This window comes from Longimicrobium sp., from assembly GCF_036554565.1.
In the GTDB taxonomy this organism is placed as follows: Bacteria; Gemmatimonadota; Gemmatimonadetes; order Longimicrobiales; family Longimicrobiaceae; genus Longimicrobium.
Genome location: NZ_DATBNB010000543.1, coordinates 1 through 14,104, shown reverse-complemented (window position 1 = coordinate 14,104; position 14,104 = coordinate 1). Strand labels below are relative to the sequence as shown.

At 70.7% G+C, this 14,104-nt stretch carries 11 protein-coding genes; 5 read left to right on the top strand and 6 right to left on the bottom strand.

The window, feature by feature from the left end; translation table 11 throughout:
- Positions 1-150: 150 nt before the first annotated feature.
- Complete coding sequence (locus tag VIB55_RS14950) at positions 151-1,554, bottom strand: S8/S53 family peptidase (RefSeq protein ID WP_331877461.1); 1,404 nt, start codon at positions 1,552-1,554, stop codon at positions 151-153.
- Positions 1,555-1,907: 353 nt separating this feature from the next.
- Here VIB55_RS14950 and VIB55_RS14945 point away from each other — a divergent pair, with 353 nt between their 5' ends.
- On the top strand, positions 1,908-4,151 hold the full coding sequence (locus VIB55_RS14945) for a penicillin acylase family protein (protein ID WP_331877460.1): 2,244 nt from the start codon (positions 1,908-1,910) through the stop codon (positions 4,149-4,151).
- A gap of 317 nt (positions 4,152-4,468) precedes the next feature.
- Here the strand turns inward: VIB55_RS14945 and VIB55_RS14940 are convergent, their stop codons facing one another.
- From VIB55_RS14940 to VIB55_RS14930, 3 genes are all read right to left on the bottom strand, one after another.
- Positions 4,469-5,236 (bottom strand): zinc ribbon domain-containing protein, encoded by a 768-nt coding sequence (locus tag VIB55_RS14940; RefSeq protein ID WP_331877459.1) that lies wholly within the window; start codon positions 5,234-5,236, stop codon positions 4,469-4,471.
- A gap of 246 nt (positions 5,237-5,482) precedes the next feature.
- Positions 5,483-6,502, bottom strand: a complete 1,020-nt coding sequence (locus VIB55_RS14935; protein ID WP_331877457.1) for a medium chain dehydrogenase/reductase family protein — start codon at positions 6,500-6,502, stop codon at positions 5,483-5,485.
- A gap of 37 nt (positions 6,503-6,539) precedes the next feature.
- Entirely contained in the window at positions 6,540-7,061 is a 522-nt protein-coding gene (locus tag VIB55_RS14930) for a flavin reductase family protein (protein WP_331877456.1), read from the bottom strand.
- 202 nt (positions 7,062-7,263) lie between these two features.
- On the opposite strand from VIB55_RS14930, the gene VIB55_RS14925 reads away from it, so the two are divergent.
- Positions 7,264-8,451, top strand: a complete 1,188-nt coding sequence (locus VIB55_RS14925) for an ATP-binding protein (RefSeq protein ID WP_331877455.1) — start codon at positions 7,264-7,266, stop codon at positions 8,449-8,451.
- Between the two features lie 277 nt (positions 8,452-8,728).
- Positions 8,729-9,193 carry a hypothetical protein gene (locus VIB55_RS14920; protein WP_331877453.1) on the top strand — a complete coding sequence of 155 codons (465 nt, stop codon included), beginning with the start codon at positions 8,729-8,731 and terminating at the stop codon, positions 9,191-9,193.
- Between the two features lie 797 nt (positions 9,194-9,990).
- Here VIB55_RS14920 and VIB55_RS14915 read toward each other — a convergent pair.
- The gene (locus VIB55_RS14915) at positions 9,991-10,680 is read right to left on the bottom strand and encodes an HAD family hydrolase (RefSeq protein ID WP_331877452.1); all 690 of its coding nucleotides are present in this window, start codon (positions 10,678-10,680) and stop codon (positions 9,991-9,993) included.
- A 117-nt stretch (positions 10,681-10,797) separates the two neighbouring features.
- Between VIB55_RS14915 and VIB55_RS14910 the strand changes: the two genes are divergently transcribed.
- Complete coding sequence (locus VIB55_RS14910) at positions 10,798-11,874, top strand: GGDEF domain-containing protein (RefSeq protein ID WP_331877451.1); 1,077 nt, start codon at positions 10,798-10,800, stop codon at positions 11,872-11,874.
- 4 nt (positions 11,875-11,878) lie between these two features.
- Here the strand turns inward: VIB55_RS14910 and VIB55_RS14905 are convergent, their stop codons facing one another.
- Positions 11,879-12,532, bottom strand: coding sequence for a diguanylate cyclase domain-containing protein (locus tag VIB55_RS14905; RefSeq protein WP_331877450.1), 654 nt, complete (start codon positions 12,530-12,532; stop codon positions 11,879-11,881).
- A 478-nt stretch (positions 12,533-13,010) separates the two neighbouring features.
- Between VIB55_RS14905 and VIB55_RS14900 the strand changes: the two genes are divergently transcribed.
- Positions 13,011-14,104: S8 family peptidase (locus VIB55_RS14900; RefSeq protein ID WP_331877448.1), on the top strand; the 1,094-nt coding region annotated here is incomplete at its 3' end.

Genomic DNA, 14,104 nt, shown 5'->3' with positions numbered 1-14,104 from the left:
GGTCACGCTCCAGCTGGCCTCGCGCACCAACGACCGGCACGAACAACCCCTTCCCCCGAATTTGGGGGAGGGTCGTCGGACGTCGCGAGGAACGAGCGAAAGGACGGCGGGGGAGAGGGCCTCGCGGCGAAGCCGCGAGTGCCGGGCCCATCAGTACCCGCGAACCGCCTTGAGCGCGTTGATCAGGCCGTACCCCTGCTCGGAGTGGCGGCTGGGGTAGAATGCGCCGCTCTGCTGGATTCGCGCACGCACTTGGTCGCGCGTCAGCGTGGGGGTGCGCGACCAGACCAGGGCGGCGATGGAGCCCACGACCGCGGTGGCGTTGGAGCTGCCGCCCATCGTCACCACGTCGGCCGTGTACTGGCCGGTGCTGGGCACGTCCAGGTACGCGGTGATCTCCACGTCCTCGCCGCGGTGGATGCCGCAGGGAACGCCGCCGCCCGGGTACGTGATCCCCGTGACCGCCATCACCTCGGGCATGTCGGCGGGAAAGACGACGTTGCTGTCCAGGATCCCGTCGCCGCACCCGGAAGTGCCCGCCGCGCCCAGGAACAGGATGGGGCGGTTGTAGTGCCAGTACTCGATCTCATCCGACACCTGCCACCACCAGTTCAGGCTCTCCCACGCCATCACGATCACCCGCGAGCCGTTGGAGGCGGCGATGCGCACGCTCTCGGCCGCATCGGCGCTGCTGACGGCCGCCACGCCGCTGGCCTGGCGAACGCTGATCAGGTTGGCCTTGTAGGCGATGCCGCCAACGCTGCGCCCGTCCCACGGCGCGGCGATGATGCCGGCCATGCGCGTGCCGTGGCCGCAATCGTCGTAGACGCTCGGCTGTGACGCCACCTTCATGAACCGGATGGTGCGCCCGGTGCTGGAGCCCGTGGCGAAGGTGCTGGTGAACTGCCTTTGCCCCGACGAGAGGCCCGTGTCGATCAGGCCGATGGTCATCCCCGCCCCGGCGCTCAGGGTCCAGGCGGAGGGAATGTTCATCCCGGTGAACTTCTGCGAGTAGATGTCGCTGGTCGCCGTGTACTGCCGGTCGCCCGTCCATGCGCCGCCGTAGCCGCAGCCGCCCGTCCCCGCGAAGGCGTGCAGGTCGCCCGCCACCAGCACCGGCTCCACGTAGTCCACCATCGGCAGCTTGCGGATGGTGGACAGCGCGCCGGCGTCGCTCACCCGCACCTGCACGCGCGGAAGGAGGTCGTCGGCCTCGATCAGCTGCACGCCGGGCTGCGCCAGCACGGCGGCGCTGCCCTGCGTCCACGTGCCGCGGTCCACGAGCACCTTGCCCTGCCACACGCCGCGCGCGCCGCCCGGGGCCTTGAGCCCCACCATCACGCGCCCGCCGCCCTCCTGCACCGCCGTCCACAGCTGCGCGTCGCTCAGCTCGATGAACGTACCCGCGCGTTGCTCCTGCCGCGTGGGCACGGGCTGGCCGGAGCGGCCCAGGACGGGCTGCACGTCCGGGGCAACGGGCTGATCGGCATCGGAGCAGGCCGCCAGGGCGCCAAGGGCGGCAGCGAGCACCGCGGGGGTGAAGCGGTTGTGCATGGGGCGTCCTCACGGGATAGGTGAAAACGGCGAACACGCCCGTGAAGCCGGGCGGCTCGGTACTGCGGCGTGTCTGTGGGATTGGAACCTCAGATTATATCGCAACAAAGGGTGGCGCGCAAGGAATGCGACATCGCATGCGAAGCGGAAGATGCACCCAGCGTTTGGCCATGCCCTCTGCGTCCTCTCCGTCTCCTCTGCGCCCTCTGCGTGAAATGCAGTTCATGTGCTTTTGGTCCGGCATCGGCCCGCCGCGCCTTGCGGCGCGGCTCCGCACGGTCGCAGGTTCCGGGGACCGGCGGGCGGCAGACCGTGCACGCCACGCGGCCGCCCCTCCCCGAACGAATGCGCCCATGAACCGCCTCCTGAGGTCCCCCGTCCGGCACGTGCTCGCGCTCCTCGTGCTGAGCGCCTGCGCCGGCCCCGCCCCGCGCGCGCCGGCGCCCGCATCCGCCGCGCAGGCCGGCGGCGAGCTGGCGCGGTGGCAGGCGCACGCGCAGGCCGTCACCATCACGCGCGACGACTGGGGGATCGCCCACGTGCGCGGGCGCACCGACGCCGACGCGGTGTTCGGGATGATGTACGCCCAGGCGGAGGACGACTTCAACCGCGTGGAGCGCAACTTCCTGGTGTCGCTCGGGCGGCTGGCCGAGGCGGAGGGCGAGGCCGCGGTGTGGCAGGACGTTCGGCAGCGGCTCTTCATCGACCACGACACGCTGCGGGCCCAGTACGCCACCAGCCCGGCGTGGCTGCGGTCGCTGATGGACGCGTGGGCCGACGGGCTCAACTTCTACCTGCACACGCACCCGCAGGTCGCGCCGCGCGCCATCCGCCGGTTCGAGCCGTGGATGGCGCTCTCGTTCAGCGAGGGGAGCATCGGGGGCGACATCGAGCGGGTGTCGCTGCGCGACCTGGCCGCCTTCTACGGCACCCGGCGGGTGGCGGCCCGCCAGCCGGTGCCGGACACAGGCGCCTTCAAGGAGCAGGGCGGCTCCAACGGCATCGCCATCGCCCCGGGGAACACGGCGAACGGGCGCGCGCTCCTCCTCATCAATCCGCACACCTCGTTCTTCTTCCGCGCGGAGCTGCACGCCACCAGCGACGAGGGGCTGAACGCGTACGGGGCCGCCACCTGGGGGCAGTTCTTCATCTACCAGGGCTTCAACGACCGGCTGGGGTGGATGCACACCTCCAGCGGGGTAGATGCCGTCGACGAGTTCCTGGAGACGGTGGCGGAGCGCGGGGGCCGCCACGTCTACCGCTACGGCGGCGAGGAGCGGCCGGTGACGACGGACACCGTGGCCGTGTCGGTCCGTGGCGCGGACGGAGCGATGGGGCGGCGGAGCTTCACCGTGTTCCGCACGCACCACGGGCCGGTGGTGCGCGAGCAGGACGGACGCTGGGTGTCGGTGGCGATGCTGAACACGCCGGTGCAGGCGCTCAGCCAGAGCTACCTGCGCACCAAGGCCCGCTCGCTGGCGGAGTTCCGCAGCGCTCTGGAGCTGCGCGCCAACTCGTCGAACGCCACCGTGTACGCCGACGCGGACGGGAACATCGCCTACTTCCACCCGCAGTTCATCCCGCGCCGCGACGACCGCTTCGACTACACGCGGCCGGTGGACGGGAGCGACCCGGCCACCGACTGGCGCGGACTGCACCCCCTGGACGAGGCGCCCGGCGTGGTGAACCCCGCGACGGGGTGGATCCAGAACACCAACAACACGCCGTACTCCGTTTCCGGGGAAAGCTCCCCCCGCCCCGAGCGCTTCGCCCGCTACATGGACACCTTCGGCGAGAACGCGCGCGGCCTGCATGCCCAGCAACTGCTGCGCGGGCGGCGGGGGTGGACGCTGCAGGGGCTGATCGACGCGGCGTACGACTCGCACATGCCGGGTTTCGACCTGGTGCTGCCGCCGCTCCTGCGCGCGTACGACGCCCTGCCGGCGGGGGACCCGCGCCGGGCACGGCTCGCTGAGCCGGTGGCCGCCCTGCGCGGGTGGGACCGCCGCTGGGACGTCGCCTCCGTCCCCACTTCGCTCGCAATGTTCTACGGCACGCGGCTTTGGGGGGAGCACGGCGGCCGGGCGCCGGGCGTGGCGGAGCGCGGCCCCACGGCGACGACGCTGCACTGGGCCGCGGCGACCCTGACCCCGGAGCAGCACCTGGAGGCGCTGGTGTTCGCGGTGGAGCGGCTGGAGCGGGAGTTCGGCAGCTGGCGCACGCCGTGGGGGGAGATCAACCGCTTCCAGAGGATCACGGGGGACGTGGTGCACCCCTTCAGCGACGCGGGCGCCAGCATTCCGGTGGGGTTCACCCACGGGCACTGGGGCTCGCTCGCCTCCTTCGCCGCGGCACCGCGCAACGGCAGCCGGCGGTGGTACGGCACCAGCGGCAACAGCTTCGTCGCCGCGGTGGAGTTCGGGCGCGACTCGGTGAGGGCCCGGGCCGTCACCGCCGGCGGCGAGAGCGGCGACCCGCGCTCGCGGCACTTCAACGACCAGGCGGAGCGCTACGCCACTGGCCGCCTGCGCGACGTGTACTTCTACCCGGGGCAGCTGCGCGGGCACACGGAGCGCGTGTACCGCCCGGGGGAGTGACCGCGCCGGGTCGCGCGACCACTCGCCGCCGCGCATCCGAAGTGTACCCCTCTCCAACGCTGTTTGTGGGAGAGGGTGGACGCGTGTCAGCGCGGACGGGTGAGGGCCCCACGGCAGCCGAGGCCTCGGCCTCAGTGACCGCTGCCGCGCCCAGGTTCGTACGCGGCCGCGGCTAGATCCTTCGGCCCGCGAAGGATTGTGTACGGGCCGGTTCGGTGCGCCTGGGCCTCTGGATGACAAACTGGCGCGCGTCGCCCTGGTCTTTGGGTCTCCCCTCTCCGCACGCAGTTTGTGCGGGGAGGGGCCGGGGGAGGGGCCTACTGCGCGCTGAGCCGTTCCGCCTCGGCGCGCATGCTGGGGAGCGCCTGCTGGTGGTCGCGGTACTCGGGAAGGTCGCGCGACACCTCGCCGCCGTACGCATCCAAAAACCGCTTGTAGAACGCGCGCGACGCCGCGGCGTTCCCGCCCATCGCCTCCGCGCGCCCGGCCGCGAACAGGCCGAACAGGTGCTTGGGGTCCGCGGCCAGGATTGCATCGGCCTGCGCCTTGACCGCGGCCGCGTCTCCCTGAACGCGGTACAGCTCCGACAGGTGGTAGCGCACGTCGTTGTCCTGCGGTACCTGCCCGTACGCCTGCACGGCCATCGGCGCGAACTGGCGCGCCTGGGTGGTATCGCCGCCGGCCTCGGCGCTCAGCACCCGGTTGAAGAGCCGGTCCGCCGCCTGGCGCGGCGTCATGCTGGAAAGGTCCACGGACGACGCATCTCCCGCCGGGGCGCCGCTCTGCGCGAACGGGCCGGCCGGCGCCGCGGCGGCGGGCTGTGCTGCGGGCTCGTCGCCGGGGCGGAACGCCAGCACGAGCGCCAGCGCGGCGACGGACACGCCAGCGAGCGCCCAGGGAACCATCGCCTTGGGCGACCGGGCCACGGCCGGGGTGGCGACGGCGACGCCGCAGTCATTGCAGAAGCGGGCGCCCAGCGGTAGCGGGTTCTGGCACTCGCGGCAGGTGGCGTTCAGCGCCACTCCGCAATCGGGGCAAAAACGTCCTGCGGACGCGGTGCCGCAGGACGGGCAGGTTGTGCTCATGGGCTCCACACGGGCCGGAAACGGCGAAACGAACCAACGGGACGGAACCCAGCAAATCTACGGCGCGCACCTACCCTGCTCAACCCTTCAAGGAAGTGCGTTAGTGCGTGAGTGAACGGCGGACGCATCCTCGCTTGAACGTCGGGAGCCGGGTCCCCATCGCAGGGACCCGGATCATTTCATCGGGCACTTTCGCACTTTCGCACTTTCGCACTTTCGCACTTTCGCACTTTCGCACTTTCGCACTCACGCACTCCCCAGCAGCACCTTTCCGAAGTTCTTCCGGTCCTGGATCCACGCGTGTGCATCCGCCGCCTGCTCCAGGGGAAACACGCGGTCCACGACGGGATCGAACGTGCCGTCCTGCACCAACGCCATGATCTCGGACTGCATGCGCTTCAGCAGGTCCACGCGCTTCCACAGGTGCCCCAGGTTCACCCCGTGGACGCCGCGGTTCTTGTTCATCATGGGGATGGGGCTGAAGCGCGGCATCTTCCACAGCCCGTGCACCGCGGCGGGAATGCTGCGGCGCTTGCCCGGCGCCATGCTCGACACGCCGAAAACGTACAGCCGCCCCAGGTGCGCGAGTGATCGATAGCTCTTGGCGAACGACTCGCCCCCCACGGCGTCCAGCGCGATGTCGACGCCGGTGCCGCCCGTGATGCGCTTGACCTCGGCCTCGAAGTCCTGGGTGCGGTAGTCGATGCAGTGCGCCACCCCCATCTCCCGCAGCCGCTCGTGCTTGCCCGCGCTCGCCGTGCCGATCACCTCCGCGCCCCGCCAGCGGCAGATCTGCACCGCCGCCTGACCCACGCCACCCGCCACCGCCTGCACCAGCACGCGGTCGCCCTCGCGCACGCAGCCCAGGTGCACCAGCATGATCCACGCGGTCAGGTAGTTCACGGGGATGGCCGCCGCCTTCTGGAACGAGAGCGCGTCGGGCAGCGGCGACACCTGCATCGGCGACACGCACACCACGTCCGCGTACCCGCCGAACCGGGTGAGCGCGCCCACGCGGTCGCCTTCGCGGAACCCCTCCACGCCCTTGCCCACACGGTCGATCACCCCCGCCACCTCGTATCCGACGACGGTGGGAAGCGGCGGCGCGTCCGGGTACAAGCCCATGCGCGCCAGCACGTCGGCGAAGTTCACGCCCGACGCCGCGACGCGAATGCGCACCTCACCGGCCGCCGGCTCCGGGTCCGGCGCCTCGCGCACCTGCAGCACCTCCGGCCCGCCGCGCCGGGTGATCCAAACCTGTCTCACATCCGCCTCCCTCTTCCGTCCGGTCGATGAACCCGCGTTAGCGCAGCGCGCGATACTCCCGCGCGAAGTGGACCAGCGGCGCGGCGTCGGCACCTATCTCCACCCGCTCCACCTGCCCGATGACGATCTGGTGATCGCCGCCGGGATACGTTTCCCACAGGCGGCAGACCAGCGACGCCAGCGCGCCCTCCAGCACGGGATCGCCCGACGCGGGCAGGCGCGACGGGTCCGGCGGCACCCGCAGCGCCACGTCCGAAGCCAGCCGCCGGTCGCCCTCGGCCAGCAGGTTGATGACGAAGCGGCGCTGCTCGTGGATCGTCGGCAGGATGGCGGCGTGGTTGCCGATGCACACCAGCACCAGCGGCGGATCCACCGAAAGGGACGTCACTGCGCTGGCGGTGATCGCCTCGACGTCGTCGCCGTCCGAAGCCGCCAGAATGGCGACGCCGCTGGCCCACAGCGACATCGCCTCGCGGAAGTCCTCGGTCCGTACACCGTCGGCGAATTCGCCGTCGCCTGCGTGCGTACGGATGCTGGCCTGGATCGGTCGGCGGCTCATCGCGATCTCCTGTTCGTCCTCGGCACCAATCCCTTGCAAGATGCACCGCGGCCCGGCTCCGCGCACGGGGAGGCGGGACGAGACGCGGAGGCGGGAGGAGGGAATCGCCCCCGGCGAACTCCTTGCACCCGCCCACTTTCGCACTTTCGCACTTTCGCACTTTCGCACTCTCGCACTTTCGCACTTTCGCACTTCCAAGGGCATGGCCAACAACCCCCTGCGCGACCTGATCTTCGGCCCCGACCGCGCCGCGCTGGCCAGCGCCAGCACGCCGCGGCGCTCCTTCGCCGACGTGGTGCTGCCGCCATCCACGCGGCGGGCGCTGGACAACGCGCTGGTGCAGATCCAGAAGCACGACCTGATCTTCGGGGAGTGGGGGCTGGGCGAGCGGCACGAGAGCGGACTGGGGCTGGCCTTCAACTTCGCCGGGCCGCCGGGGACGGGAAAAACGATCTGCGCCGAGGCCATCGCGCACGCCCTGGGCAAGCGGCTGCTGGTGGTTCGCTACAACGAGCTGGAAAGCCAGTGGGCGGGCGCCACCGCCAAGAACGTGGCCGCCGTCTTCGCCAGCGCCCAGGCGGAAAACGCCGTCCTCTTCTTCGACGAGGCCGACGCCATCGCCGGACGCCGCTTCACGTCGATGGACCAGGGCTACCAGCGCGAGGCCAACGCCGTGGTGAACGTGCTGCTGCGCGAGCTGGAGGAGTTTCCCGGCGTGGTGATCTTCGCCACCAACCTGGCCGCCAACTTCGACCCGGCGTTCGAGCGGCGCATCCGCACGCACATCCTCTTCGAGCAGCCCGGGCCCGAGGAGCGCGAAAAGATCTGGAAGGTGCAGATCCACGCCCGAAAGACGCCCCTGGCCGCCGACGTGGACTTCGCCGCGCTGGCCCAGCGCTATCCGCTGACGGGCGGCGACATCAAGAACGCCGTGCTCAAGGCGGCGCAGATGGCCATCGCCGAGCCTGGCCCCGACGCGGAGAAGCGAATCGCGCAGCGCCACTTCGAAGGCGCCGTGGAAGACGTGGTGGCATCCAAACGGGTGATGGACCAGTCGCTGTTCGGCGAGTCGGCGTTGGCGGGAATGGCCGGGCTGGCGGGGAGCGGCGGCATGGACGACGAGGTATCGGCGCTGGCGACGCGCTTGGTGGAGGTGGAGGACACCGTCACACCCTTGTCCGAGACGCTACGGCGGATGGAAAAGGCGCAGTCCCGCTCGCGCGAAGATTCCGAGCGGCTGCGCGACGAGGTGCAGCGCATCGCCGAGACGGCCGCGGCGGCTGCCCGCGCAGGGTCGGAGACGGCGGAGCGGCAGTCGAGAACCGCACTCCTGGTGTCCGTCGCGGCGGCCGTGGCATCGGGCGTGGCGCTCCTCGCGGTGCTGCTTTGAAGGCGCGCGCCGTGCTTTTCTGAATCAATTTCCGCCACAGGCGTTACAGGCCTGTAACGGCTGTGGCGCATTGCGCGCGGTCCGAATGGGCGCGCCGCGCCTGCACTTCTGCCGTGAACAGAAGTTTATCGCGCCGCGTCTACTATGTATAAGTTGCGGAATCGCGCTTTCAGGTTCTTGCCGGGACCAAAAACCGGCACTAATCTGTAGAGTGTAATCTAAGCCGAAGCAAACAAAGTGCACGAGGCACAAGACCCTCCCGCCCGGGGAGGGTCCTATGACCGAGCGTGTTGCCGATCCGTCGATCGACCGGATCCGCGAGCACGTGCGCGGCCAGGTTGCGCGCACGTCCTTGCGCAAGGTTGCCAAACGTGCGGGCGTGAAGGTGGGCGCCACCAAGAAGTTCATCGACGGCTCCGTTCCGTACGAACGCAACCTGCGCCTGTGGAAGAAGTACTACGCGCGGGAGCTGCGGGCGGGCGTGGCCGGGCAGCCGGACGACGCGCTTCCGGGGCGCGATGCCAGGGACGTGCTGGAGCTTCTGCTCTGGGGCTTTCCCGAAGACGAGAGGGCGGGTGCCACGCGTGAGGCGGTGGACCTGTTCCGCGACCTCTACCAGTCGCACCGCCACACGCCGCCGCAGTGGGTGCTGGTGCTGAGGGGCGAAGCCGCCGACGCGCCCGACCCCGACGCCGAACCCCAGGATGACGCGGACGGCGACGACGAGGGCGAAGAAGAGTAGAAGGTTGATGGATGACGAAGGGCTCTCGTGCGCATGTGCACGGGAGCCCTTTTTCGTAAGCCGAGGGCGCACTGTCATCCCGATGGAGCGGCCCCGGCGAACCGGCCCGTACGCCGATGATGGCAGCGACTGAGGGATCCGCCACACACTGCGGATGACGCTCCGTCCTCGCGGAAACACTGTGGTCACGGGCCCTGGGTGCGCCTCGGCTGGCTGCCGGTGCACGCCTCGGCAGCCCCCTCTCCCCGGCCCTCTCCCCCGCTGCACAGGGGAAAGGGAGAATTCGACCGCACATCGCCTGTCCCGCGCACGCTGTCATCCCGATGGAGCGGCCCCGGCGAACCTGCCCGTACGCCGATGATGGCAGCGACTGAGGGATCCGCCACACACGGCGGATGACGCTCCGTCCCCGCGGAAACACCGTAGTCACCCGTCCTTGGTGCGCCTCGCCTGGCTGCCGGCGCACTCCTCGGCAGCCCCCTCTCCCCCGCTGCACAGGGGAAAGGGAGAATTCGACCGCGTCACGATGCTGAGGCGCCGGCTCTGCCCGGGCGAATGAATTCGCTGCAACAACCACACGAAGTCCGCCTGCGCGGACTGGCCTGTTCTCATGTGGGGAGGACTTTGTGGCGCGCCCCGGAGTGTATGGCGGATCCCTCGGTCGCTGCGGTGTTTGGGGCACGCTGCAGGTATTCCGTGGCCGCTCCGTCGGGATGACATCGTGTGGCTTCGGCGGTGCGGCGTCACCTGGTCCACCGGTGCGGTTCGCCGCAGTCGGTGGCCTTCCCCCCGGGCGCCTACTCGCTGATCGCCCGCCAGACGGCTTCGGTGTCGGACAGGTCGGCGAACAGGTGGTCCGGGCCGCAGGCGGCCAGTTCCTCCATCGTGTGCCCGCCCGTGGCGACGGCCAGGGTGCGCACCCCCAGGTGCGCGCCGCAGGAGATGTCGAACGGCGTGTCGCCCACGATCACCACCTCCTTGCCCTGGTAGCCGATGCCCGTCAACTCGCGGGCGCGCTGGATGGCGATGGCGGGAAGCTCAGGCCGCTGCCAGTGATCCGAGCCGTACGCCCCCACGCGAAAACGGCCGAACGGAAGCCCCGCTGCCTCCACCTTGAGCCGCGCGCCCTCCACCACGTTCCCCGTCAGCAAGCCCAGAACGGTTTCCGGATGGAACGCGTGGATGCGGTCCAGCAGCGCGGGAACGCCTGGAAGCGCCTTCACGCGGCCGGTGATGTCGTGGCGCAGGCCCTCGACGTACATCGGCCACAGCGCCTCGAACCCGGCCTCGATCTCCCGCTCCTCTACCCCGACGCCGCCCAGCAGCTCGCGGACGATCTGCGGATCGGTGCGCCCGCCCATCCGGTATCCATCCAGCCGCCCCGTCTGGCCGTACACCTTCACCATGGCCGTGGCGATGGCACGCCGGCCCGCGCCGCCCGCGTCCAGCAGGGTTCCGTCGATGTCGAAAAGTATCAGCCGCCGCATCCTCATCCCGTGGAAAGTGTTGCGGCGCCCGCCACGCACGGGCCGGGCCGCGCTCGCGGCACGTATCTTTCCACACGGGCCCAGCTTGCTTCAGAGCCCGTCGCTTGCATGGAGACAATGGACCAGGACCGCCGTCAGAAGCAGCACGGCCTTGCCCTCGCCACCAGCGGCCTGGCGCTCGCGCTGGCGGTGATCGCCATGCTCGACGTCATGGAGTACGCCGACATCGCCACGGTGGAGTGGGCGCTGCTGGTGGGCGTGGCGGGGGGCGTGCTGGGGTCGGTGTGGGTGCTCCTGGAGCGGGGCGCCCGGCTGTGGCGCGGGTGGGATCCTCACTTCGTGCTGGTTCCCTCGCTGGCCACCGCGCTGCTGCTGAGCGCCATGGTGCGCACGGCGCCCGAGGTGCGGATGCTGGTGCTGGTGGTGTGGCCGGTGGTGCTGATCTTTTGCGCCGGGTACATCGGCTTTCGCGCGGCCGCCCTGCTCAGCGCGCTGATGACGGCGGGCTACCTGGGCGCGGTGGTGTGGGCCGGGCTCCCCGGCACGCGGCTGGGGGTGGAGGCGCTGGTGGGCGGCGTGTTCCTGGTGACCTCGCTGTACGCCTGCGTGGTGCTGTCGCGCATCCGCAAGCAGCGCCTGGAGCTGGCGTCCGCCCGCGCCGAGCTGTCGCGGCTGGCGCTGACCGACTCGCTGACGGGGCTGGCCAACCGGCGCCACTTCGACCACGTGGTGGCCGCCGAAACGTCCCGTCGCGAGCGGCACGGCGGCGCGCTGAGCCTGGCCATCCTGGACGTGGATCACTTCAAGCACTTCAACGACCGCTTCGGCCACCCCGCGGGCGACGGGGCGCTGCAGGAGTTCGCCCGCCTGCTGCGCGAGCACGTGCGCGTGCACGACACCGTCGCGAGGGTGGGGGGCGAAGAGTTCGCCGTGGTGATGGTGGGCGCCGACGCCGATACGGCGTGCGCCGTGGCCGAGCGGCTGCGCAGCTTCGTGGCAATGCACCGATTCGGCGGCGGGGCGCACCTGTCCGTGAGCATCGGCGTGGCCACCGCGCCCGACGACGGCTCCGATGCGTCGGAGCTGGTGCGCTCCGCGGACCGCGCGCTGTACCTGGCCAAGGCCGCCGGCCGCGACACCGTGGTGGCCGCCGCCGAAGACGCATCCACGGCGCTCGCGTCGCAGCCGGGCTGACGCGTCAGGCCGCCGGCGCCACGCCTACCGCGCCGGAGCCCACCCGCTGCATGGCCACGTAGGCCTGCCACAGGATGGTGCCCGGGTCTCCATCCCCCGCCGGCACCGCCACGCCGATGCTGGCGCTCAGCGGCACGGCGCCTCCCTGCACCGCCGACGCCAGCTCCCGCTGAATGCGCTCGGCCACTGCCTGGGCGTCTCCCGCGGCCTGCAACCCGTCGAGCAGCACCGTGAACTCGCCGCCCCCCGCGTACCCCACCGTATCGATCTCCCGCAGGCTCACCCCCAGGCGCCGCGCCAGCTCGGGCACGTGCGCCTCCTTGTCGTCCGACGTCCGCACGTACAGCACCCCGAACAGCAGCTTGTGCCGCCGGTAGCGAGCGGCGGCGTGGCGTAGCCGGTCCCAGAACAGGATGCGGCTGGCGAGCCCGGTCCGCGGGTCCAGCAGCACGTCGGCCAGCTCCGACCACTTTCGCGCGAACGCATCGCGGGCGGCCGCGGACTCGGGCGCGATGGGAGCGGGGGGCGCCTGCGCGGCCAATGCGCGCAGCACCTCGTCCACGTTCTGCTGCGCCTGGCTCACCAGGCGCTGGCGGATTTCGGCGGCGTGCGAGGCGACCAGGGCTTCGGAATCGCTGGAGGGGTGGGGCTCGGTCACGAGTGCGGCTTGGGACGGGGGAGGACGCGCATCCTGTTGGGTGTACAGTCATACTGGGGGCGCGGGGCCCGTCTGCGCAAACTCGCGAGCGTCGGAAAGGAACGGCCCGGCCGGGAGCATCCCCGCCCGGGCCCTCCGTCTCACCACCCTCCTCGCACAAGGCGTCAGGGAGACGACCCGATCCTGCTTGGTGAAGGATCGATCGGATCGCATCGCACAGGCAAATTGTTGTATCACAGACACATCCGATTTCTGGATGCGCAGAGGTGCAGTGCTTCTTTCTAGGGCGTGCTGCTGCGCGTCGTTTCACCAAAAAGGGGCAAGCCGTCGTCTCCGCCAGTCGATGGAAAATCGTAAGTCTTTGCCGAGTGTGTGTTTACAATTCGCGGGCACATACGGTCCATGTCGTGCCTTACCGGATGCCGACCGCGGCGCACAGCGCGCCGCCGATGGTCCCCATCCCCTTCCAGGAGTACGCATGCGCCGGACGTTCGCTTTCGCCGCCATTGCCGCCACCCTCGCGGCCTGCGGTGAACAGACCAGCCCCGTGGCCCCCGCCGGCCCCGTGAACCTGTTGCAGGACAACAGCATCATCCCCGGCCGCTACATCGTCACCGTCAGCGACGACGTGGATCCGCTGCCGCTCGCGCTGCAGTACGGCATTCGCCCCGACTACGTGTACGAGGACGTGCTCACGGGCTTCGCGGGCAACATCGGCAGCGCGGCGCTCGAGGCGCTGAAGCTGGACGGCCGCGTGCGGATGATCGAGCCCGACGGCCGCACCACCGCGTACAACACCACGCAGACGGGCGCCACCTGGGGGCTGGACCGCATCGACCAGCGCACGCTTCCCCTGAGCACCACGTACAACTACGTCAGCACCGGCACGGGCGTCACCGCGTACATCGTGGACACCGGCATCCGCTACGACCACTCCGAGTTCGGCGGCCGCGCCACCTTCGGCATCGACGTGATGGCCGACAGCGCCACCCAGCGCGGCGCCGACTGCAACGGGCACGGAACGCACGTGGCCGGCACGGTGGGCGGCTCCACCTACGGCGTCGCCAAGAACGTGTCGCTGGTGGCGGTTCGCGTGCTGGACTGCGCCGGCAGCGGCTCGTTCTCGGGGATCATCGCCGGCATGGACTGGATCGCGCGCAACGGCAAGCTTCCGGCGGTGGCCAACATGTCCATCGGCGGGCTGGTTCCGCAGCGCAGCGCGTCGGTGGACCAGGCCACCAGCAACCTGATCGCCGCGGGCGTCACCCTGGCGCTGGCCGCCGGCAACGGCGTTCCCAACGGCGGCGTGGGCATCGACGCCTGCAACGGCTCGCCGGGCGGGCACCCGCTGGCCATCACCGTGGGCGCCAGCGACAAGACCGACCAGCGTACCGTGTGGAGCAACTACGGCGACTGCGTAACCTTCTTCGCCCCGGGCAGCGGCATCATGTCGGCCGACTTCGCCAGCGCGACGGGCGCCAAGTCGCTGAGCGGCACCTCGATGGCCTCGCCGCACGTGGCGGGCGTCGCCGCCCTGTACCTGCAGGGTGCGCCGGGCGCCGCGCCGGCGAC